Origin of the sequence: Candidatus Tisiphia endosymbiont of Sialis lutaria, from assembly GCF_964026535.1 — a bacterium.
GTDB lineage: Bacteria > Pseudomonadota > Alphaproteobacteria > Rickettsiales > Rickettsiaceae > Tisiphia.
The window spans coordinates 1,349,105-1,370,510 of sequence record NZ_OZ032153.1; the positions used below are offsets into that span (position 1 = coordinate 1,349,105).

A 21,406-nucleotide genomic window follows, 5' to 3' on the forward strand; every position below is an offset into this window, starting at 1 on the left:
CGGATTAATTATTTCACATGGATGTGTGAAATCTGTAATAATGAAATTTATGGGTCTTAGCGATGTTAATATTAATTATGGTGAAATTGTATCTTTTCGTTTTTCAGAGCATAAGTGGAGTGTAAATAGCATGGATGAGTATGAATTGATAGGTAATACAAATGAGCTTAACTAAAAAATTTATTTTTGTTCGTCATGGTAGTACCGATTGGAATATGGATTTATTACATCTAGGTTTTAAAGATTATCAGTTAAATTTAACTGGAATAAAAGAAGCTAGAAATGCTGCAATTACTATAAGTGAGTATTTAAAAAAAATACATGCTAAAAAAGCAACACTTATCTCTAGCAACTTAAATAGAGCAAAAGAAACGGCTCAAATAATTAGTGACTATAATAAATTACCTATCTTTTATAACAGCAATCTAAATGAAAGGTATTTTGGAGAGCATAATAATAAATTGATTACCCCAGAGGAAGAGACAAGTTTTGATAGAAGAGTAGCTACGACTATATTAGATATTTTACTAAAGAAACATGATAATTTGATAATTGTCTCTCACCTGGAGGTATTTAAATCCATACAAAAAACACTAATTAATAACTATCTATTAGAATATATTCAAAAAGGACAAGTAATGGTATTTACCTATAATAATTCATCACAATGGAGTCTTGGTTCTATAGTTAGTATTATGGGGCTGTTGCCAGACGAAGATTTTTTGAATCAATTTTAGGAGCGGGTACCCACAAAATTGGGTTAATTTACAGAAACGGGGCAAAAGCGAACTAGGAGTCGGAATTGCTGTTAATTTCTTCTCTGTTATAGAAAAATATCCTGCAATAAGTTATCTTACTCAAATGCCTTATCTGTAGAAGTCAAGATTTGATCTTACAGACCCCATAAATTAACTTATTAGATTGTCAGATAAATTTTGACTGTCAGATAAGTGTTCAAGATACAAGATCTCATTATTTTTTTCAAACGCTAATTTTTTACTATCTTTAAAGGTTTGCATTGGAGTTTTACCATAGCAATACTTGCCGGAATGAGGACGTTCGTTATTATAATAATGTAACCAGGTATCAAGATCTTTTTGCAATTCAAAAAGTGAATTGTAAATCTTTTTACGCATTGCAGTATCATAAAACTCATTTTTCATGGTTTTATGAAACCTCTCACATATCCCGTTAGTTTGAGGGGAATATGCTTTTGTAACGGTGTGTTCTATTCCTTCAATACTTAAAAACAATTCAAAGGCATGATGTTCTATATTTCCTTTATATTCAGTACCACGATCAGTTAATATACGTAGTATAGGAATACCTTGTTCTTCGTACCAAGGTAGAACTCTATCATTTAACATATCAGCAGAGGTTATAGCTGTTTTGTCTGTGTATAATTTGGCATCCGTCACCCTGGAATAGCTATCGATAAAAGTTTGACCATAAACCTTACCTATTCCTTTAAAGTTGCCAACATAGTAAACATCTTGACAACCAAGATTATAATGCACCCATAAATTTAGACCAAAAAAATTAGAGCGATCCGTTTTTTATAAGATAAAATAACCAGGATAGGAGGTCTAAAATATTATGACAATAAAGAAGAATTATGAGGCAGAATTTAAAGCAAAAATAGCTATAGAAGCAATAAAGAGTAAAAAAGGAACCGCTGAAATCTGTAGTGAATATAAGATTCCAGTTACTAATTTATATGAATGGCGTGACAAGGCTTTAAGTAATCTATACCAAGTGTTTATACCAGAAAGTGAGTATATTAAAAAGTAAAAGCTTGTATTACAGGAGATTGAAGGTCTACACAAAATTATAGGAGAAATAACAATAGAAAATAATTACCTCAAAAAAAAATTATTGAGATAGATAAAAAAGATAGAGTGAAGATGCTAGGTTCTGTTGACAAAATTTTATGTTAAGTTATCAGAGTAGAATAAAGAAGTTGCAATAGTAAGAAGAAATGGTAGTTTCTAGTTATCGAAACCAAGAAACTACCGATATGAAGTATTACATAGAAGACCAAGCATGGGAAGCAATTTTATCATTTTTCAAGAAAAAAAAGCTATACACAACAAGAATGAGGAAAAAATAAGACAGTTTATTGAAGCAATATGGTTTATTGCTAGAACAGGTTGTCAATGGCGTCTTCTGCCTGATTATTATGGTTGTTGGTACAGTGTTTATCGCAGATTTAAGAGATGGGTTGACAAAGGTATATGGGAAGCTTTAATGGATCATGTTAAAGTAGATGTAGATATGGAATCAATGATGATTGATCCAACTATTGTAAGAGCACATGCTTGCTCATCTGGATATATTAAAGGTAATCAAGAGGAAGCAGCTTTAGGTAGAAGCAAAGGTGGTTTTAGTACTAAAATTCATGCCCTCGTTGATGGTTGGGTAACCCACTGAAGTTTATACTAACTGCTGGGCAAAGAAATGATATCACTCAGGCTGAAAATCTTACTAAAGATGTTCAGAATACGACGGTGATAGGTGATAAAGGATATGATAGTAGTGCGTTTGTAGAAAGCCTAGAAAATAAGGGGTGTGAGGTTGTTATCCCACCAAAATCTAATCGTAAAGTACAACGTGAATATGATAAACATATTTATAAAGAACGCCATTTAATTGAATGTTTCTTTGGTAAAATCAAACATTTTAGGCGTATATTTTCTAGGTTTGATAAAGCCCCAGCCACCTTTTTAGCCTTTCTAAATTTCGTTGGAGCTTTAATATGGTTACGTTAAAAATTTTGTCAACAGAACCTAGGGGGTAATTCCAGAAATTTTTGATTATGATGGATCAGGTTTTATTTAAGAGTTTGTTGTTTTTTATAAATGCATTTGCTGTGAGTCGGTGAACTCCAAAAATTATTGCTATTGCAGAAATAGAGATGTCCTTACTCAGTAATTCTATAATAGTTAACTCTTTTCCTGTCAGTTTCGTATATTTAGATAGACTACCTTTTGGTCTCCCAAGTTTTATTCCTTCTGATTTTTTTCGAGCAAGAGCTTCTTTTGTTCTTTGAGAAATCATATTACGTTCTATTTCTGCTGAGAGACTAAATGCAAAAGCAAGAACCTTAGAATTGATATTATTACCCAATTCGTAACGTTCTTTTGTCGTAAATACTTTGATATTACGTTCCATACATTGGTGAAGGAAACTCATTACTTCCATTAGGTTACGTCCTAATCTTGATAATTCTGTAACGATCAACAAATCATTTGCTACCATATTATCAAGTAGAGTTCCTAATTTGCGTTCATTTACTTTTTTAGTTCCACTAATAGATTCTTCTACCCATTGACCAATATGAATTTTTTTCTCATCAATAAATTGCAAAATTTCATATTTTTGATTAGTTACAGTTTGTGTATCTGTACTAACACGAACATAAGCATAAATCATATATTTTTTGTATAAGTTAGAATAAACCATTTATATCACTAATAATATACAAATATTATCTAGGGCGTGTCATCAATTAAGTTGACATAAATATTAGGATGAGGCAAATTAGATATTGGTAAAAAAATAAGAAGGTGACCAATGCGCAGATATGCTTTAAGAGATGATCAATGGGAAAGAATAAAGGATATTTTACCTGGAAAAGAAGGAGACGTAGGAGCAAGTGCCAAAGATAATAGATTATTCGTAGAAGTTGTATTATATAGATATCGTGCTGGTATACCGTGCACAACTGTTGAAAGTTAAAAAAGGAGTTAAAATATAACTAAAGATTGTGTATAAATTAAGTTCATATAAATAATGACTTAAGAATATGCAGATATCAGAAATTATGGATTTAATAGACGAAGAAAAATTAAATGAACTGGGCAAATTATACAAAATAGATAAAGTAAATAATAAAATTACAGGTAAATTTATTTTAAAAAGCTTTGTTCATTGTATACTAAAGGGCTATAAACTGAGCCTGAGAGCCTGAGAGCCTTATAACTTATAACTAATAATAATAAAAATTTATCTTCGTTACTTAAAACTCAAGATAAAAATAATAATGTCTTAGATCACAGCTCTATCAGCAAGAGATTATCATCGATAGATACCAGATATTTTGAAGATATATATATAAATTTGGTAATAAAATATAATGATAAATTTAAAAAAACTGACTCCGATAAGCTACATAGGTTTGATTCTACTATAATTACTTTATCTGGTAAATTATTAAAAGATGGATTAAATCTTGGTGGCAAAACTCAAGACAGACATATTAAAATAAGTGTAGGGTTAAAAAATTCAATACCATCTAGTGTAAGATTTTGTAGCCAACAATCTGAGTCTAGTGAAAATATAGCTCTTGTACAAGCCATTAATGCAACAAAGATAGAGAAAGAAGAAATATTGTTATTTGATAGAGGTCTCTCAAAAGCCCAAACATTTGAGGCTTTTACCAAAAATGAACAATATTTTATTACGCGAGCAAATATAAACAGAAAATACGCATTAATACAAACGAATAGAATTAACACAACTGATACGACTGAAGAAGATTTAGAACAGGAATTCTGCAAAGATTTAACTATCATAAGTGATGAGATTGTAAATTTATATGATAAAAATCATAAGGAAATAAAGTGTAATTTACGACTAATTAAAGCCAATAGTAAGACAGCAGGAGAATTGTGGTTTTTAAGTAATATATTATATTTATCAGCACAAGATATAGCAAGCAGCTACAAAAAAAGGTGGGAAATTGAAGTATTTTTTAAATTTATTAAGCAAAATTTACAAATTAAACATTTTATTAGCCATAGGGAGAATGGAATGAAAGTATACATATATTGTATTTTAATAGCTGCTATTTTGTTTGCAATATTTAAAAAAGTAAACAATTTATGGGGATTTAAGCTTGTTCTATTGCAATTTACGCTGCTGCTTGAAAAGGAGATTATCAAGGATATTGTATTATTTTGCGGCGGAGATCCTAATCTTGTAGACTTAAAATTATAAAGATTGAAGGATAAATTTATGTATAATTATCGATTGCAATGTTTTGTACTTTTTAACTTTCAACAGTTGTGGTATACCGTGGAGAGACTTACCAGAAAGATTTGGAGATTTTAGAGTAATTCATACAAGACATACACGTTGGAGCCAAAAAGAGGTATGGAAGAAGGTTTTTGAACTACTTGCACAAGATGCAGATAATGAATATAGTATGATTGATTCAACGATTGTTAGAGTACATCAACATAGTGCCGGAGCTAAAAAAAAGCCATAGTAGATGACCAAGCAATAGGTCGTAGTAAAGGCGGTTTATCAACTAAAATTCATGCAACTGTTGATTCTTTAGGAAATCCGACAGCTTTTCATTTAACCCCTGGTCAGTCGCATGATTTACAAGGCTCTGATGCTTTAATGGAAACTTTGACAAAAGCGGATACCGTAATTGCAGATAAGGCTTATGATGCTAAGGCAAGAATGAGGAATAAGATAAAAGATAAGAATTGCACTCCTGTAATTCCATCCAAGAAGAATCGTAAATTTCCTGTAGAATATGATATAGAGCTTTATAAGTATCGTCATTTAATTGAAAATTTCTTTGCAAAACTTAAACAATCTCGAGGCATTGCTACGCGTTATGATAAACTAGCTCAGAATTTTCTGGGAGCAATTTATTTGGCTTCTTCTGTAATATTACTTAATTGATGACACGCCCTAGTCATAATTAAATAATTATCGCTGATAAAAATAGTTTGCAAGAATTAATTTATAATAATGAAAATTAAAATAAGGAAGTGTTTAAAAGTGGTATTTTGGCAACTTGAATTATATTTTTAGTAATTCAAGCTAGGACAGGCAATTATTTTTAAAATGGTAAACTATTCAATTTTAGATTGATTTGGTTCGTTGTTGACGACAAAAATAATTAACTATTTTTCAGTTGTATATCTTAATAAGGAGGTACTTAAAAGTAGTGTTATGATATGTAATCGATATGTAACTCTTCCAGCAGAAAAACCTATAAATTAATTGTAAATTGACAAGTAATAAAATTTTTTATACTATTAAAATTCAACCTAATTAACCGGAGAAAATACCATGAATATAAGGATTTTAACGAAAATATTGCTAAGAGAATTGGCGGGGCGTAGTGAACAATTTCCGAACCCAATCAGATACCAAATTGCTTATTATACAAGTGCTTACGCTCTATTATTAGAGCTTCGTTATTTCATATTCTAACTCCATATTTTTTCCACAAAATGCCATCGAAATTTTGAGTATTTGTTTTACATGCTGATATTCTTTTATCCTAGTATCATATTTCTTATCTATAATTTGTTGTAAGCCAGATTTAGCTATATCTGCTAAATCTTCTGAGGATTTAGCGATTTTATACTCGATAATCATCGCTTTATCACCTTTGCCAATTTTTGGAATCATCATAACGTCGGCTCTGCCATCCCCTGATTCTTGTTCACTTGATATTATATAATTAGGAGCTAACATATTAATAAAGCCGAGCATAAAGCCACTATAAAATAATTCGGCTTTTTTCTCTCCTGTTTGATGAAAACTAGTAGGATTAACTAACAATTCCTGCAGACGCTCTTTAAACGCCTCTATTTTACCATCTGGTAATAGAGTAACAAAAGAATAATATCCAGAATTATCAATTTTTATTTGTTTAGTAACCCATTGTATACTACTAATAAATGAAGGGTTGCAAAGATAGGAGAGATATTATAGAGTATATGATATTATGAGCAAGAATGTATTGACAGAAGAACAAAGAGAAAAATTGAAGGAACGTCATAAAACAGAACGAGACGGAAGGATACGTGATCGTATTAAGGCAGTTTTGATGTATGACGATGGGTATAGTAATGTAGAGATTGCTAAGGTACTACTCCTGAGCCACGAAGCGATAAGAAAACATATTGTTGATTATCAAAAAGCCAATAAGCTTAATACCAACAATGGAGGTAGCACAAGCAAATTAAATGATGTTGAGCAGGCAGAATTAGTGAATCACCTAGAAGCAAATAATTATGTTTATGCTAAAGATATCATGCATTACATTGAGAACAAATATGGTGTGACATATACGATAACGGGAGTAACAAAATTACTATACAAACTGGGTTTTGTTTACAAGAAGCCGAAAGTAGTACCAGCTAAGCTGGATTTTGACAAGCAAGAATTATTTAAGTTAAACTACAGTTTACTAAAAGGGAATCTCAGAGATAAGGAAGCCATATATTTTATGGACGGTGTTCATCCTCAGTATCAAGCAAAGGCAAGGTGCGGTTGGATAAGAAAGAACCAAGATAAGACCTTACCAACATTCAGTGGCTGGAGAAGAAAGCACATGATTGGTGCTATTAACCTAGTTAATTTACAGTTAGTAAGCACAGAGAACCCCAAAATAAATGGGGAGCAGATAGTTAATTTCCTACAGAGATTGGAAGAGGAGAATAGTGAGAAGGAAAGAATATATTTAATCTGTGACAATGCCAGTTACCACAAATCCAAGAAAGTTAAGGAATACCTAGTAAATACTAAAATAGAGCTAGTATTTTTGCCACCATATAGTCCAAATCTTAACCCAATTGAGAGATTATGGAAGTTTATGCACAGTATTACAACTAATAATAAATTTTATCATAATTTCGAACAATTTTCGGAAGCAATAAACAAATTTTTTAGCAACATCGGCAATTATAAAGATAGGTTACGTACCTTAATAAATGATAATTTCCAAACTATTACCGTTAACCATTTCTGCAACTCTTCAGGTTAATTGAGTATAGCATTCTTTTTTCATAAATATATTTCACCTCGTAGTTAGGAGCAGATAAATCATAAATATCTCTTTCTGGCATCTTGGTAGTTGTATTTAGGTAACCACTAAATAATAATAAGCTAAATAACCCTTCTGGTTGGTTGATATCAGCAAAATTTATATGTTTAGTAATAGAAGAAGTAATAGTTTTACCTGCAGCTAAAGCCTGAATATCTGTTTGCCTCTCATCTGAGAGCAGTACATGATCAATCCAATTAGTCCCACCACTATCAATCCAATAATGATCCAGCTTGCCTTTACTTGCCAAACATTGCATAATCGACCATGGATTATAAATGACTTCTCCACCAAAATTATAGCCATTATACCAATTTTTAATTTCTTCTGGCTTTGTAGTGGTTGGTACTTTAGTTAATAATTCATCAACTTCTGCTTGAGTAAACCCGTAACTGCTAGAAAATCTTTCATCTAGTAAACTACATTCAGTTAAATTATTCAAATCTGAAAACAAATTAGCCTTAGCAATCCGTAATATACCGGTAATAACACCTTTTTGTAATGAATCATTGGTTTTAAGACTATTACCAAATATTGCACGAAATAGAGCTAATACTTCCTCAAACTCTTCTAGATTATTGCCAAATTTCATATAGGCACTATTAATTGGCGTATCATATTCGTCAATTAGTATGTAAACTTTCTGATTAAAATGTTTATAAAGTAAATCACTTAGAAATTTTAAACTATTTTTAATGTCATCTTCTATTAACTTTCCTGTAAAATATCTTTGTAATATTTCCTTTTGTGCATCAATCAATAATTTTTCATCTTGTTTTATATAACGCTCTAAATAACGATGCTTGGCAAATAAATTAATTATTTGACTTTTAATTCCCACCTCAATTTCTTCATAATTACTGCCCCTAACGCCTTTGAAACTTATAAGAATAACTGGAAATTGACCTTGGCGTTTCATAGAGTTTGCTACATTAGCAATTTTTAATGGCTTTAGTTCTTTAGTCTCATCAAAGCCTAAATCCACTTCTCCTCCACTAAACAGCTTATAATTCATCTTTTGTTCTTGTGGCAGAACCTGCCCTTGCTCATCCACCTCTATCTCAAAGAATCTCCGCACCATATCCATATTCAAGCTCTTCCCCCACCGCCTTGGACGGGTGATTAAGGTGACTTTACCACTATCTTCTAACAACTCCTTGATCATTAGACTTTTGTCAACAAATATGTCGCTATTAATCAACAAATCGTAGAAGTCATCGGTACCAACAAACATTCTTGGCTGATAATTATTGTGGGTTTGTTCTTTCATACTTTACTCAATCAACTAGAATTCACTCTTATGTCTAAATAATTTATGACAACTCATGAACATGGTATTTACTAATAACTTGCTTATATAGTCAATTGATGAGAAGTTGGGGACGTTGTTGCTCAATGCTCGCCTATTACTTATAGGCGTCGCTCCATCGCTCTTAGCCCCAAATTCTCCTGAATTGACTATATATTTCATTATAACATAATAATAACTTGCACTAACTATTTATCAGTAAAAAATTATAAAATTTTTAACTTCTTATCCAAAATTTGCGTAATAAAGTATTTTAGGGATTTTTTTGTTTAGGTTCTGTTGACAAAATTTTTAACGTAACCATATTAAAGCTCCAACAAAATTTAGAAAGGCTAAAAAGGTGGCTGGGGCTTTATCAAACCTAGAAAATATTATGTTTTCTTAAGCATTTCCTTATATAAATCTAAGGTTTTACTTAGCATTAAATCAAGGGAAAAGTTATCGATTACTGCTTTTCTTGCTGCTTGTTGTATCTTTTTACCTTCATTGGTTTTGAGGATGGATAAGCAATGTTCAATTTTTTCTGCTAAATCGCTTGGATCGTTTGGTTTAACATGAAATCCAGTTTTTGTATCTGATATTGTTTCAATAGCTCCACCAATATTTGTAGCAATTACTAGCTTTTCCATTGATTGCCCTTCAGTTATAGTACGACCAAATGCTTCTGGCTCAATTGAAGTAGATAACACTATATCTGAAATGCCATAAAGACCGAGCATATCAATTTCATTACCAAAAATTTGAACTTTACTTTGTAGTTTCAATAAGTTTATAAGAGATTTTATTCGATTTGTGAAATTGGGGTGTTTAGATAAATCCCCAACCATCAGACAATAGAAATCTAGATGTTTTAGTTTACCAAGTGCTTCAACAAGGGTAAGGTGACCCTTCCAACTGGTAATTCTTGATGGTAATAATATTATGGGAGGAGTGTTATTAGATAGACCGTATTTCTTTTTATATTTTACTAACTTTTCTTCTGTGACATTTTGGGGATCAAAATAACGATAATCTACCCCTCGACGTATTACCACAATTTGTTCTTCTAAAATTTTATAATTAGTTACTATATGCTGCTTTACAAAATTAGATACAGCTATGACCTTCTCGCCTTTTGTCATTACGCTATTATAGAAATGTTTGAACAAATTTGAGATGTTGTAAATGCCATGAAATGTTGTTAAGAATTTAGTATTAGTAGCCTTTGCTGCCATATAACAACTCCAAGCCGGAGCTCTTGATCTTGCATGTACTATATCTACGTCATATTCCTTGATTATTTCTGATAAAAATCTTGCATTTTTCCATATTGAAAAAGGATTTTTAGTAGCACTATTCATAGAAATATGCGGTATATCTGCAGCTATTAATTCTTCAACTAATGAACCACCAGAGGAGACTACAATAACATTATAATCAACTTTTTTTAACATTTTAGCCACTTCAATTGTCCCTCGCTCTACTCCACCAGAGAATAAAGCTGGAACTACTTGCAAAATGGTTGGTTTATGGTATCGTTTGGGTGAATCTGATGAAATCATTAATTAACTAATTTAAATGAATAAAATATATAATACAGAAAATAAAAAATTTATCACTTATAATCATTATAAAAGTAGTAAAAAAAATATGCCTTCCGTAATGTTTTTACATGGCTTGATGTCACATATGAATGGTACCAAGGCTGTATTCCTTGAAAATTACTGTAAAAAACAAGATTATAATTTTATCACATTTGATAATTTTGGTCATGGAATATCGTCAGGTGATTTTCTTGATGAAACTATTGGCTCTTGGCTTATGGGAGTTGAGATGGTGTTAAATAAACTTGTCCTGCAGCCAACTATTATAATTGGTTCCAGTATGGGTGCCTGGCTTGCTATGTTGGCTGCTATAAAATTTCCTAGTAAAATTTGTAGCGTTATTGGTCTTGCTCCAGCAATAGATTTTACAGAAAACATTTGGGAAAATTTAACTGAAAGTCAAAAAAAACAAATGCAACAGCAAAAATGGCTTGATGTTAGTGGGCGTAATTGCAATAATACATACCCAATAAGCTATCAATTAATACTTGAAGCCAAAAATCACTTGTTACTAAACTCAAATAGTATTAATCTTAAGAAACCTGTTCATTTAATTCACGGGATGTTAGATATTGATGTACCTTATAATATTTCAAATAAGTTAGTAGAAAAAATTACTAGTGATATAGTAGTAATGAAATTAATAAAAGATGGGCATCACAATCTCTCAAGAGAATCAGATTTGGCTATAATTGCTAATTCTTTGGAAGAAATAATAAAATATAAAAACTAATGAATAACCATAAATTTGCTAAAACAGCTAAAGTCTCAGATTTTTTAAAAGTTGCAGAAGTAATAGATAAGCTAGATCAAGATAGTTTGGTGCTTTTTGATGTGGATGACGTACTGATCATGGCTCAAGATGAATATCGCTTAACTCATCCTTATAGACGTGAATGGTGTGTTGAAAGCAAAAAACGCTTTACTAGAAAAGAAAGGCAACTTTTTTTTAGTATTATTCTAAAAAATCGTACTATTCGCTTAGTGAACCCCAATATAAATGATATATTGAGTAAATTATGGGAGAGGCAAATTCCAACTGCTGCTTTAACCAAGCTATATACAGGTAGATTCGGGGTTATTGAAGATTTTATCAATTGGCGTTTAAAAGAGCTTAAAGGAATAAATATAGATTTTATGAAATCTACTCCAATAAAAGAGGAAATATTAATTGATGAATTACATAGTGAGAATGGTATGCCGATGATGGAAGAAGGGGTGATTCTTACTGCCGATATTGATAAAGGTGTAGTATTAGAGAATATTTTACACAAGAAAAATTACTACCCTAAAACCATAATATTCGTTGATGATGTTTTAGAAAATATTGAGTCGGTGGAAAAAATATGTACTAAATTACAGATTAATTTTTATGGTTTTGAATTTAGCGGAGCTTCTTTAGTACCGGAAGCAGAGCTTGATAAAAAAAGTGAAAAAATTCGTTTTGAAATTTTAGAGAATGAACATCGTTGGCTAACAGATTTAAAACTTTAATAGGATATTTGAAATGTTGAATAAGTTAATTGTTTTTGTAAGTATATGCATTATTTCTTGCTGTGCTATCGCTGAAAAACAAGAGGGCATTCCGGTAAAAGCCAGTAAAGTGCAAATGGCTGATTTGCATAATGTTTTCAGCGTTGTCGGACAATGTAAAAATGATGCAAGCCGGGATTATTATGCTAATATTTCTGGTACGGTTGATGTAGTATCTGATTCTCATGGTAAGGTTAATAAAGGAGATATTTTGCTTATTATTGACAAAGATTTAGCTACGTCAACTAAGTCACAAGCAGAAATCTCTTTAAAAACGGCGATGACTGCTTATGAACGTGATAAGGCATTATTTGCCAAAAAATATATTAGTAGTGATGTACTAGAAAAATCAAATAGTGATTTAGAAACAGCTAAGCTTGCTTTTTCCAAAGCAATGAATAGTTACAACGATATGGTTATCGTAGCACCATTTGATGGAAATATTGGTATAATAAAGCTAAAAAAAGGGGATAAGGTAGAACAAAAAAATTATCTTTTTAGCATTATTGCTCAAAATTCTACCACTAAGAGTATTTTAATGGAGTTACCTGAGGAGCTTTATAATCAGGTGTCAGTATCTACTGATTTAGTGATAACCGATAATAATGGTGATAAGATTAATGGAAAAATTGCTGAAATCTCACAATATGTTTCAGATAATGGTACTATAGGTGCTAAAGTTATTGTTGATTCTAATAGTAATATGCTACATAGAAGCTATGTGCCTATAGACTTAATTATTAACAAACATCGGAATTTAGCAGTAGCTAGTCAATCAGTGCAGAGTAATAGTAAAGGTCAGTATTTTGTATATAAACTTAATGATAACAAAGTGCAACAACTTTATGTTAAGCTAGGTACTAGTCTAAATGGTTTAACAGAGATTATTTCAGACGAAATCAAAGAAGGAGATATGGTAGTAGTGGAAGGAATTACTAAGATTAATGACGGTAGCATAGTGAAATTATTATAGCTACCCAAAAAAGGTTTTAGCCATGTGAACTGACGTTATTGCGAAGAGCCGAAGGCGACGAAGCAATCCAAGAATAATGGATTGCCACACTCACATATGTTCGTTCGCAATGACGTGTATGCATCTCAAACGTCATTGCGAGACTACGTAGTAGTCGAAGCAATCCATTTTTATTCACTTTCCTGGATTGCTTCGTTGACCTACGGGCTTCCTCACAATGACGGTTTGTATGGGTAAATACTAATCGGGTTAGTTATAGATTTAAAAAGGAGAAAATATGGAATATATATTATTAGTTTGTAGTATCGTGGCGATCCTTATTATTATACAGATGGTTAAGGTTGTGCCACAACAACAAGCATGGATTGTTGAAAAATTTGGGAAATTTGATAGCATCTTGCAGCCTGGCTTGAGTATTTTGATACCAGTGATTCAGAAAGTAGCCTACAAACACACTTTAAAGGAAGAAGCGATTGATGTGACTGCTCAAACAGCCATTTCCAATGATAATGTTACGTTACTAATAGATGGTGTGTTATATGTAAAAATTGTCGATCCAGTTGCTGCATCTTATGGGGTTAATAGTCCATATTATGCTATCACTCAGCTTGCACAGACCACTATGCGTTCAGAAATAGGTAAGTTACCATTAGACAGAACTTTTGAAGAACGAGAAACCTTGAATATCGCTATTGTTTCTGCTATTAACCAAGCGGCAGTCAATTGGGGAATACAATGTATGCGTTATGAAATTAAAGACATTCAGCCACCACAAACAATACTTAAAGCGATGGAGTTACAAGTTGCAGCAGAACGTCAAAAACGAGCCCAAATTTTAGACTCAGAAGGCAATAGACAAGCAAAAATAAACCATGCGGAAGGCGAGAAGGCTCAAGTTGTATTAAATTCTGAAGCTTCCTATATTGATCAAGTAAATAGGGCTAAGGGTGAGGCTGAAGCAATAGGATTAGTAGCCATGGCTACTGCTAAAAGTATTGAACTTATAGCAGCCTCTATTCAGAAATCTGGAGGAAACGATGCAGTATCTTTAAAAATCGCTGAACAATATATATCTGCTTTTGGTGAGTTAGCTAAGGATAGTAATACAGTAATTTTGCCGGCAAATCTTTCTGAACCAGGAAGCTTTATAACTCAAGCTTTGAGTATTTTTGATCAGCTGAAATCAGCGAGTGATAAGAAATTGCCTAAGGAATCATCTACAAAGAAAAAACTTAGTGCTAGTGAATAACCTGCTATACTCTAATAATGAGCGTTCACGGTTTTTTTGCTATTTTCTTATGATGAATAAAAGCCAAGCGTCATTGCGAGACCACGTAGTGGTTGTGGCAATCCATTATTCTTGGATTGCTTCGTCGCTACTAAAGTAGCTCCTCGCAATGACGTCTTGTACTTTAACTTTTTTCCTGTGAACGCTCACCTCTAAATAATATGTGCAAATCTAATGATTCAAAATAAGTATATTGTTAGACTGGCATTCTTTGGGTTATTTATAAATATCATTGTCAACATGATTTACTATCGTTACTTCATTATTGAAGAAATGATTTTAAAGCAAGTTGGAGAAGCAAATATTAAAATAGCTGGTGTTTATACAAAAAATGTCTGGAATAGGAATAAAACGGCTGTAAATAAATTACATGAATTTGGTTATATAAATTTATTGCAAGATGCCGATTTTATTAAATTTGCAACTACTTCAGTTGATATTTTTGTTAATCTCAATGCCTATATTTCTTTATATGATCTACAAGGTCATAAAATTATAACCAGCTCTCCAATTCAAATAACAAGTCAGGTGAATTTTCCTGAAGATACTTTGTATCAAAGAATTATTAGCCAATTTGACAAATATTTTTTAAAAGAGCTGGTTGTAGAGCAAGCCTTTAACAAAGCTTTTAAAGGAATGACAAGTCATATATTAATTCCTAGAGCCCTATTCCATATGTCAGGGAAAGTAGAGAAAGCATCCTGTATAACAAGTTATATTCCAATAATAAACCGCGACTTATCTAGGTATCCTGTTGATGGTGTGTTAGAGATTAATACTAATATTACTAGTTTATGGTCAAGTATTATAGAGCTGGAGAAAAAAGTATTACTAACATTTTTTATCATTATGCTAATATTCTTAATTATCGTAATTAGCAACACAAATTATGCACAGAAGATTATAGATCAACAATTTGAGGCTAATAAAGCGTTAGAGGAAGCGGTAATTAAGGTTAGAAATGAAAGTTCTGCTCATACTAAATTTTTTGCCAATGTTAGTCATGAACTACGTACCCCTTTAAATGCTATTATAGGTTTTTCAGAAATTATGATGTCTACACCTTACAATAAAGAGCATGATAATTATATAAAAGATATTAACAGTGCAGGTAAGCATTTACTTAGTATAATAACTGATATATTAGACTTATCAAAAGCATCGGCTGACAAGCTATTAGTTGAATTTATCGAGTTAGATCTCAATAAATTAATTACTTCTACTGTAAGGATAATGAATCCAAGAGCTGATCAGGCATCAGTGCAATTAATTGAAAAATTACCAAAAGATCATATCGTGATAAAAGCAGATCCCAAAAGACTTAAACAAGTATTTTTTAACCTTTTATCTAATTCTATAAAGTTCACCAAAGCATCAGGTACTATAACAATTTATGCTGAGAAAGATGAGCCTAAAGGGCTAGTTTATATACAGGTTATAGATACTGGTATAGGAATTGATGAGAGAGATATTCCCAAAGTACTATCAACCTTTGGGCAGATTGATAGTACCGTTGGCAGAAAATACCAAGGAACCGGTCTTGGTTTACCACTTACTCGCAAGTTGGTTGAATTAATGAAAGGTAAATTTGAGTTACAAAGTAAAATAGGCATAGGCACTACTGTAACATTAACTTTTGCTTATGATTAATAAACTTCCTACCCCAAACGTCATGGCAAGGAGCTACTTAGTCAGATGTCACCCCTGCTTTGGTGCGGGGTCTAGATTCCGCACCGAAGCGGGAATGACGAAAAAGTTAGATGTCATATTAAAATAGGAGAATATTATGTTTGAATTAGAGCAAAAATATTTTGGGTTAGTAGCTGGAGTAGATGAAGCTGGCAGAGGGCCGTTAGTGGGACCTGTAGTAGCTGCATCTGTCATCATTGATCAAACAAAAATCATAAATGGTATCAAAGATTCTAAAAAACTTACTAGAGAAAAGAGGAATTTGTTATATGAACAAATAACACAGAATTATATTTGGTCTGTTGGTATAGTGTATCACGATGAGATAGATATAATTAATATCCTTGAAGCGACTAAAAAGGCTTGTACTATATCAGTAGCAAATCTTTCTGTTAAACCGGATACAATATTAGTAGATGGTAACATGAAATTTGCCGATTCAAGATTTATTAGTATAGTAAATGGTGATAATTTATCGATTTCTATTGGAGCGGCATCTATTATTGCAAAAGTTACTAGAGATCGTTTATTACTTGAGTATGCCAAAGAATTTCCAGAATATATGTGGCATAAGAACTTTGGATATGGGACAAAAGAACATCTAAATGCTATACATTCTCATGGTTTTTCACCTTACCATAGAAAAACTTTTAAGATAAAAAGCTTTTAGCCATATATAGTCAATTCAGGAGAATTTGGGGCTAGGAGCGACGAGTAACGACGTCCCCAATTTCCCATCAATTGACTATATTGTTATTAATTTGACTATATTAGTAACTTATGCTTTAATTGAGCATATTAATTAAAATAATTATTGTTATGGAACAATTAAATGCAACTGATGCAAAACGTGAATTTGGTGAATTACTTATTAAAGCTCAAGTAGAACCTATTAGTATAAGAAAAAATGGTAAGCCTATAGCTGTAATAGTTTCTGATAAAGAATTTCAAAAATTGGAAGCCTTTAAAGAACAGCTATTGAAACTTGCTATTGCTGAAGGATTAGATGACATAACAAAAAATAAAATATATGATTATAGGGATGTTTTTAATAACCTACAAATGAAGATCAATGATTCAATGTAAGTTTACTGATAGTGCTAGACGTGATCTTGAAGATATTACAAATTATACTCTAAAATATTGGGGAAAACAACAAGCCATAAAATATCTAGACGAGATATATAGTAAAATTATTACTTTAAGCAGCAGTCCTAGTATAGGTACTTTGCGTGCCGACATATATCATGCGTTACTAAGCTTTCCTATAAAGAAACATGTGCTTTATTATATAAAGCAGGAGGAAGGTATAATTGTTGTTAGAATATTACACAAACATATGTGCCATAAACTCCATAATTTTCCAAACCTAAATAAGTTATAAAATATCAATTATCCCTTTAAGAGACTGTCTGCGATAATTAATTATAGTCAATTCAGGAGAATTTGGGGCTAGGAGCGACGAGGGACGACGTCACCAACTTCCCATCAATTGACTATATATATTCAAAATAAAAATACATTTATTGTAAATAAAATGAGTTAATACACTTAGTGTAGATATATTTATGTGATATAAAATTAAATAAAACATTAAACTAAACATTTTCCAAGGATCATTTACTCATGACTAAACTTACCACTGAAGAAATTAGAAATAAATTTATAAGTTATTTTGTTGCCAATAATCATTTACACGTTCCAGCTAGTTCTCTTATTCCTCATAATGATCCTAGTTTAATGTTTGTTAATTCTGGGATGGTACAATTTAAAAACGTTTTTACCGGTCAGGAAAATAGAAATTATCAAAGAGCGGTTACTAGTCAAAAATCACTACGGGCTGGTGGTAAGCATAATGATCTTGAGAATGTTGGTTATACTGCAAGACATCATACATTCTTTGAAATGTTGGGCAATTTTTCTTTTGGTGATTATTTTAAGGAAGAAGCAATATATCATGCTTGGAATCTTTTAACCAAGGAATTTGCTATAGCTAAAGAAAAACTATATGTAACGGTTTATCATACTGATGAAGAAGCAGCTACCTATTGGAAAAAAATTGCTAATTTAAGCGATGAGCGAATTATTAAAATAAAAACCACTGATAATTTTTGGTCAATGGGAGATACTGGACCTTGTGGGCCATGTTCAGAAATTTTTTATGATCATGGAGAGCAGATACAAGGAGGGTTGCCAGGAACGCAAGAGCAAGATGGTGATCGCTTCATTGAGATTTGGAATATGGTCTTTATGCAATTTGAACAAGTCGATAGTGATACTAGGATTGAATTGCCTAAAAAATCCATTGATACTGGTATGGGGTTGGAGCGTATTAGTGCTGTGATGCAAAATGTCTATAATAATTATGACACAGATTTATTTAAGGAAATAATCGCCTATACCGAGAATATAGTAAAAGTTAAGGTAGAAGGAGAGGCTAAGTTTTCTTACCGGGTTATTGCAGATCATTTACGAGCTTGTGCTTTTTTAATTAGTGATGGCATCATGCCCTCAAATGAAGGTAGAGGATATGTACTTAGGCGTATTATGCGTCGGAGTATGAGGCATGCCCATATACTTGGTAGTAGTGAACCTTTAATGTATAGACTGATTCCTAAATTAGTAGAGATTATGGGAACAACTTATCCCGAACTGAGAAGGGCTGAGGATTTTGCCAGTAATATCCTGGAACAAGAGGAAATAATATTTAAAGCAACTCTTGAAAGAGGTCTTAAATTACTTGATGATGAAACAAACCATCTTAGTAAAAATTCAGAGCTTTCAGGAGAAATAGTTTTTAAATTATATGATACATACGGCTTTCCTGTCGATTTAACTGAAGATATATTAAAATCTAAACAAATCTCCATTGATCTTGATGGCTTTAATAATAAGATGCAAGAGCAAAAAGACAGGGCAAGAAAATCTTGGTTAGGTTCGAATGAATCTAAAACAGATAAGATGTGGTTTGATATTAAAGCAGAATTTGGTAGTACCGAATTTTTGGGTTATTATTTGAATGAGGCGGAAGGTAAGATATTAGCTCTTATTAAAGATAATAAATTATTTGATACTATAGAAACTAATGAGGAGAGATTTATTTTAATTAGTAATCAAACTCCTTTTTATGGGGAATCTGGTGGACAGATGGGGGATATAGGTTATATCAAATCTAGCAACAGTAAAATTAGAGTAGTAGATACTGTAAAATATCTTGGTTCAATAATTGCTCATATATGTATTTGGCAGGAAGGAACCACCATTAAGGTTGGAGATAGTGCCGATTTTGCTATTGATGTCAAATATCGTAATAATTTAAGAATTCATCATTCGGCAACTCATATATTACATGCAGTATTACATCAAGTACTGGGTAAACACGTAACGCAGAAAGGATCGCTGGTAGCATATGATCGTTTACGTTTTGATATTAGTCATATGGCGGCATTAACCCAAAAAGAAATTATCTTGATAGAAGATAAAGTAAATCAGATTATTACTGATAATTCAAAAGTTACCACAACATTAATGTCAACAGACGACGCTATTAAAGCAGGGGCTATGGCTTTATTTGGTGAAAAATATGATTCTGAAGTACGGGTAGTAGCGATGAATTCGCTCGAACTAAATTCACTTGAGTTATGTGGTGGTACACATGTTACTAGAACTGGTGATATTGGGATGTTTAAAATTATCAGTGAAAGTGCTATTGCAGCTGGCGTTCGAAGGATAGAAGCGGTTTGCGGTGAATTTGTCTTAAAACTAATTAGGCAGAATGATGCGATGATTGAAAATATATCTGCCGCTTTAAAAATAGGTAAGAATGAACTTATTGATAAGGTTAATAGTCTAATTGCTAGTAAGAAACAATTAGAAGATCAGTTAGTATCTCTGCAGGTCTCGATGCTTGATTTGAATATTGAACAAATTGCCAAAGAATCAGTCAGTGTTTCGGATATAAAGTTAATCTATAAGATAGTACATAATATAGATAGTAAAATATTACGCTTATCTGCTGAACGAATAGTTGATAAGTCTGATAATCTTGTAGTTATATACATAGCTATGCCGGAAAAATCTAAAGAGGTTAGTGGTAGCACAGGGCATAATACTTGCAAATTATCGATTACAGTTGCTGTTAGTAAAAAAATCAGTAATAAGGTTCATGCTGGTAATTTGGCTAAAGAAATATCTATATTCCTTGGCGGTAGTGGCGGTGGTGGTCAAGCGAATATAGCTCAGGCAGGTGGTACTGATGTAAGTAAACTAGGAAAGTTACCAGATATGATAAAGGGGGTGTTATCAGAACTTTAACGGATTATAGTCAATTCAGGAGAAGTTGATGCTAGGAGCGATGGAGCGACGCCTATAAGTAATAGGCGAGTGACGAGTGACGACGTCACCAACTTCTCCTGAATTGACTATAGATATATGGTATTTCTGACACAGATACTAAAGAGTTTAAAATGTAATATTAGAATAATTTTATGCTTTTAAGTAGTGATATGATAGTATATAATGCAGGCAATGGGTGTTTGACAATTTTTTGTTAGGCAAATGTAAATCAGTAGCTTATTTAATAATTTAAGGAGTTTGTTATGATACTAAAAAAAACCACAATAGCTTTTTTAGCACTATTTATGCTTTCTGGGTGTGGTGCAAAGAAAAAACCGATAGATACGGGTATAACTAATGAAGTTGAGGAAAGTTCTCTAGCTTCTGATTTTGAAAGACGTGCTGGTGACAGGGTGTTTTTTGCTCTTAATAAATCAGATATTTCACCTCAAGCAAAAGAACAGCTAAGTAAACAAGCTAATTGGTTAAAAAGCCATCCTAATACGGAAGCCACTATTGAAGGGCATTGTGATGAGAGAGGGACAAGAGAGTATAACTTGGCACTTGGTGAAAGAAGAGCAGAGGCTGTTCGAAAATACTTGACTAATAATCTAGGAGTTATGAACAAACTTGATACTATCTCTTATGGTAAAGAGAGACCAGCTGTTCTTGGTGATAATGAAGCAGCTTGGGCACAGAACCGTAGGGCTGTAACTTCTATAAAATAAAGTATACCGTTACTAAGTTTAGCAAAGTCGCCACTTTTAGTGGCGACGAAGCAATTCATGAGAATTAGTATAGATACATCGAATATATGGATTGCTTCGTTGTGCGGTTTCCG

Annotated in this window: 20 protein-coding genes and 5 pseudogenes; 19 read left to right on the forward strand and 6 right to left on the reverse strand. The window is 32.2% G+C overall.

Annotated elements, in window-relative coordinates; genetic code table 11:
* The first annotated feature begins 40 nt into the window (after positions 1-40).
* On the forward strand, positions 41-175 hold the full coding sequence (locus AAGD20_RS06495) for a hypothetical protein (RefSeq protein ID WP_341748871.1): 135 nt from the start codon (positions 41-43) through the stop codon (positions 173-175).
* Positions 162-737 carry a histidine phosphatase family protein gene (locus AAGD20_RS06500; RefSeq protein WP_341748872.1) on the forward strand — a complete coding sequence of 192 codons (576 nt, stop codon included), beginning with the start codon at positions 162-164 and terminating at the stop codon, positions 735-737. The genes AAGD20_RS06495 and AAGD20_RS06500 overlap by 14 nt, the downstream gene beginning before the upstream one ends.
* A 171-nt stretch (positions 738-908) precedes the next feature.
* Here AAGD20_RS06500 and AAGD20_RS06505 read toward each other — a convergent pair.
* Positions 909-1,505 (reverse strand): annotated as a pseudogene (locus tag AAGD20_RS06505) (integrase core domain-containing protein); the annotation flags it as partial.
* Positions 1,506-1,596: 91 nt separating this feature from the next.
* Between AAGD20_RS06505 and AAGD20_RS06510 the strand changes: the two are divergent.
* A pseudogene (locus AAGD20_RS06510) lies at positions 1,597-1,910 on the forward strand (transposase); the annotation flags it as partial.
* A 107-nt stretch (positions 1,911-2,017) separates the two neighbouring features.
* Positions 2,018-2,768 (forward strand): annotated as a pseudogene (locus AAGD20_RS06515) (IS5 family transposase).
* A gap of 55 nt (positions 2,769-2,823) precedes the next feature.
* Here the strand turns inward: AAGD20_RS06515 and AAGD20_RS06520 are convergent.
* Positions 2,824-3,462, reverse strand: a complete 639-nt coding sequence (locus tag AAGD20_RS06520; protein WP_341748873.1) for a master DNA invertase Mpi family serine-type recombinase — start codon at positions 3,460-3,462, stop codon at positions 2,824-2,826.
* 111 nt (positions 3,463-3,573) lie between these two features.
* On the opposite strand from AAGD20_RS06520, the pseudogene AAGD20_RS06525 reads away from it, so the two are divergent.
* The 4 genes and pseudogenes from AAGD20_RS06525 to AAGD20_RS06540 all read left to right on the forward strand — a co-directional run.
* A pseudogene (locus tag AAGD20_RS06525) lies at positions 3,574-3,717 on the forward strand (transposase); the annotation flags it as partial.
* A gap of 88 nt (positions 3,718-3,805) precedes the next feature.
* Entirely contained in the window at positions 3,806-3,970 is a 165-nt protein-coding gene (locus AAGD20_RS06530; RefSeq protein WP_341748874.1) for a hypothetical protein, read from the forward strand.
* Between the two features lie 14 nt (positions 3,971-3,984).
* Positions 3,985-4,998 (forward strand): IS4 family transposase, encoded by a 1,014-nt coding sequence (locus AAGD20_RS06535; protein ID WP_341749432.1) that lies wholly within the window; start codon positions 3,985-3,987, stop codon positions 4,996-4,998.
* Positions 4,999-5,068: 70 nt separating this feature from the next.
* Positions 5,069-5,697: pseudogene (locus AAGD20_RS06540) on the forward strand (IS5 family transposase); the annotation flags it as partial.
* 510 nt (positions 5,698-6,207) lie between these two features.
* On the opposite strand, the gene AAGD20_RS06545 reads toward AAGD20_RS06540, so the two are convergent.
* Entirely contained in the window at positions 6,208-6,588 is a 381-nt protein-coding gene (locus tag AAGD20_RS06545; RefSeq protein ID WP_341748875.1) for a PD-(D/E)XK nuclease domain-containing protein, read from the reverse strand.
* A gap of 166 nt (positions 6,589-6,754) precedes the next feature.
* On the opposite strand from AAGD20_RS06545, the gene AAGD20_RS06550 reads away from it, so the two are divergent.
* Positions 6,755-7,795, forward strand: coding sequence for an IS630 family transposase (locus AAGD20_RS06550; protein ID WP_341748821.1), 1,041 nt, complete (start codon positions 6,755-6,757; stop codon positions 7,793-7,795).
* Here the strand turns inward: AAGD20_RS06550 and AAGD20_RS06555 are convergent.
* The 3 genes from AAGD20_RS06555 to AAGD20_RS06565 all read right to left on the reverse strand — a co-directional run bounded on the left by AAGD20_RS06555 (position 7,767) and on the right by AAGD20_RS06565 (position 10,705).
* A complete protein-coding gene (locus AAGD20_RS06555; protein ID WP_341748876.1) occupies positions 7,767-9,125 on the reverse strand; it encodes an AAA family ATPase in 1,359 nt (452 codons plus the stop codon). The two genes, AAGD20_RS06550 and AAGD20_RS06555, sit on opposite strands and share 29 nt — an antisense overlap.
* A gap of 15 nt (positions 9,126-9,140) precedes the next feature.
* Positions 9,141-9,326: a palindromic element RPE2 domain-containing protein gene (locus AAGD20_RS06560; protein ID WP_094648834.1), complete on the reverse strand. Its 186-nt coding sequence runs from the start codon at positions 9,324-9,326 to the stop codon at positions 9,141-9,143.
* A gap of 209 nt (positions 9,327-9,535) precedes the next feature.
* A complete protein-coding gene (locus tag AAGD20_RS06565; RefSeq protein WP_341748877.1) occupies positions 9,536-10,705 on the reverse strand; it encodes a glycosyltransferase family 4 protein in 1,170 nt (389 codons plus the stop codon).
* A 16-nt stretch (positions 10,706-10,721) separates the two neighbouring features.
* Here AAGD20_RS06565 and AAGD20_RS06570 point away from each other — a divergent pair, with 16 nt between their 5' ends.
* The 10 genes from AAGD20_RS06570 to pal all read left to right on the forward strand — a co-directional run bounded on the left by AAGD20_RS06570 (position 10,722) and on the right by pal (position 21,293).
* Positions 10,722-11,480, forward strand: a complete 759-nt coding sequence (locus AAGD20_RS06570) for an alpha/beta hydrolase (RefSeq protein ID WP_341748878.1) — start codon at positions 10,722-10,724, stop codon at positions 11,478-11,480.
* Positions 11,480-12,241 (forward strand): DUF2608 domain-containing protein, encoded by a 762-nt coding sequence (locus AAGD20_RS06575; RefSeq protein ID WP_341748879.1) that lies wholly within the window; start codon positions 11,480-11,482, stop codon positions 12,239-12,241. Before AAGD20_RS06570 ends, AAGD20_RS06575 begins: the two co-directional genes overlap by 1 nt.
* Before the next feature lie 13 nt (positions 12,242-12,254).
* Positions 12,255-13,253, forward strand: coding sequence for an efflux RND transporter periplasmic adaptor subunit (locus AAGD20_RS06580; protein ID WP_341748880.1), 999 nt, complete (start codon positions 12,255-12,257; stop codon positions 13,251-13,253).
* Positions 13,254-13,530: 277 nt separating this feature from the next.
* The gene (locus AAGD20_RS06585) at positions 13,531-14,502 is read left to right on the forward strand and encodes an SPFH domain-containing protein (RefSeq protein WP_094648838.1); all 972 of its coding nucleotides are present in this window, start codon (positions 13,531-13,533) and stop codon (positions 14,500-14,502) included.
* Between the two features lie 213 nt (positions 14,503-14,715).
* Positions 14,716-16,191 carry a sensor histidine kinase gene (locus tag AAGD20_RS06590; protein ID WP_094648839.1) on the forward strand — a complete coding sequence of 492 codons (1,476 nt, stop codon included), beginning with the start codon at positions 14,716-14,718 and terminating at the stop codon, positions 16,189-16,191.
* Positions 16,192-16,327: 136 nt separating this feature from the next.
* Positions 16,328-16,900 carry a ribonuclease HII gene (locus AAGD20_RS06595; protein ID WP_094648840.1) on the forward strand — a complete coding sequence of 191 codons (573 nt, stop codon included), beginning with the start codon at positions 16,328-16,330 and terminating at the stop codon, positions 16,898-16,900.
* Between the two features lie 149 nt (positions 16,901-17,049).
* Positions 17,050-17,316, forward strand: coding sequence for a type II toxin-antitoxin system prevent-host-death family antitoxin (locus AAGD20_RS06600; protein ID WP_341748881.1), 267 nt, complete (start codon positions 17,050-17,052; stop codon positions 17,314-17,316).
* Positions 17,303-17,614 carry a type II toxin-antitoxin system RelE/ParE family toxin gene (locus AAGD20_RS06605; protein ID WP_341748882.1) on the forward strand — a complete coding sequence of 104 codons (312 nt, stop codon included), beginning with the start codon at positions 17,303-17,305 and terminating at the stop codon, positions 17,612-17,614. The genes AAGD20_RS06600 and AAGD20_RS06605 overlap by 14 nt, the downstream gene beginning before the upstream one ends.
* Positions 17,615-17,856: 242 nt before the next feature.
* A complete protein-coding gene (gene alaS / locus AAGD20_RS06610) occupies positions 17,857-20,544 on the forward strand; it encodes an alanine--tRNA ligase (RefSeq protein ID WP_341748883.1) in 2,688 nt (895 codons plus the stop codon).
* A gap of 287 nt (positions 20,545-20,831) precedes the next feature.
* Positions 20,832-21,293, forward strand: a complete 462-nt coding sequence (gene pal / locus AAGD20_RS06615) for a peptidoglycan-associated lipoprotein Pal (protein ID WP_094648853.1) — start codon at positions 20,832-20,834, stop codon at positions 21,291-21,293.
* Positions 21,294-21,406: the final 113 nt, after the last annotated feature.

Excerpts from the sequence above, each read along its gene's own strand:
- AAGD20_RS06590 (WP_094648839.1), top strand. The coding sequence starts at position 14,716 with ATGATTCAAAATAAGTATATTGTTAGACTGGCATTCTTTGGGTTATTT.
- AAGD20_RS06555 (WP_341748876.1), bottom strand. The coding sequence starts at position 9,125 with ATGAAAGAACAAACCCACAATAATTATCAGCCAAGAATGTTTGTTGGT.
- AAGD20_RS06495 (WP_341748871.1), top strand. The coding sequence starts at position 41 with ATGAAATTTATGGGTCTTAGCGATGTTAATATTAATTATGGTGAAATT.
- AAGD20_RS06595 (WP_094648840.1), top strand. The coding sequence starts at position 16,328 with ATGTTTGAATTAGAGCAAAAATATTTTGGGTTAGTAGCTGGAGTAGAT.
- AAGD20_RS06530 (WP_341748874.1), top strand. The coding sequence starts at position 3,806 with ATGCAGATATCAGAAATTATGGATTTAATAGACGAAGAAAAATTAAAT.
- AAGD20_RS06500 (WP_341748872.1), top strand. The coding sequence starts at position 162 with ATGAGCTTAACTAAAAAATTTATTTTTGTTCGTCATGGTAGTACCGAT.
- AAGD20_RS06565 (WP_341748877.1), bottom strand. The coding sequence starts at position 10,705 with ATGATTTCATCAGATTCACCCAAACGATACCATAAACCAACCATTTTG.
- AAGD20_RS06605 (WP_341748882.1), top strand. The coding sequence starts at position 17,303 with ATGATTCAATGTAAGTTTACTGATAGTGCTAGACGTGATCTTGAAGAT.
- AAGD20_RS06520 (WP_341748873.1), bottom strand. The coding sequence starts at position 3,462 with ATGGTTTATTCTAACTTATACAAAAAATATATGATTTATGCTTATGTT.
- AAGD20_RS06600 (WP_341748881.1), top strand. The coding sequence starts at position 17,050 with ATGGAACAATTAAATGCAACTGATGCAAAACGTGAATTTGGTGAATTA.
- AAGD20_RS06570 (WP_341748878.1), top strand. The coding sequence starts at position 10,722 with ATGAATAAAATATATAATACAGAAAATAAAAAATTTATCACTTATAAT.
- AAGD20_RS06560 (WP_094648834.1), bottom strand. The coding sequence starts at position 9,326 with ATGAAATATATAGTCAATTCAGGAGAATTTGGGGCTAAGAGCGATGGA.
- AAGD20_RS06580 (WP_341748880.1), top strand. The coding sequence starts at position 12,255 with ATGTTGAATAAGTTAATTGTTTTTGTAAGTATATGCATTATTTCTTGC.
- alaS (WP_341748883.1), top strand. The coding sequence starts at position 17,857 with ATGACTAAACTTACCACTGAAGAAATTAGAAATAAATTTATAAGTTAT.
- AAGD20_RS06550 (WP_341748821.1), top strand. The coding sequence starts at position 6,755 with ATGAGCAAGAATGTATTGACAGAAGAACAAAGAGAAAAATTGAAGGAA.
- AAGD20_RS06575 (WP_341748879.1), top strand. The coding sequence starts at position 11,480 with ATGAATAACCATAAATTTGCTAAAACAGCTAAAGTCTCAGATTTTTTA.
- AAGD20_RS06585 (WP_094648838.1), top strand. The coding sequence starts at position 13,531 with ATGGAATATATATTATTAGTTTGTAGTATCGTGGCGATCCTTATTATT.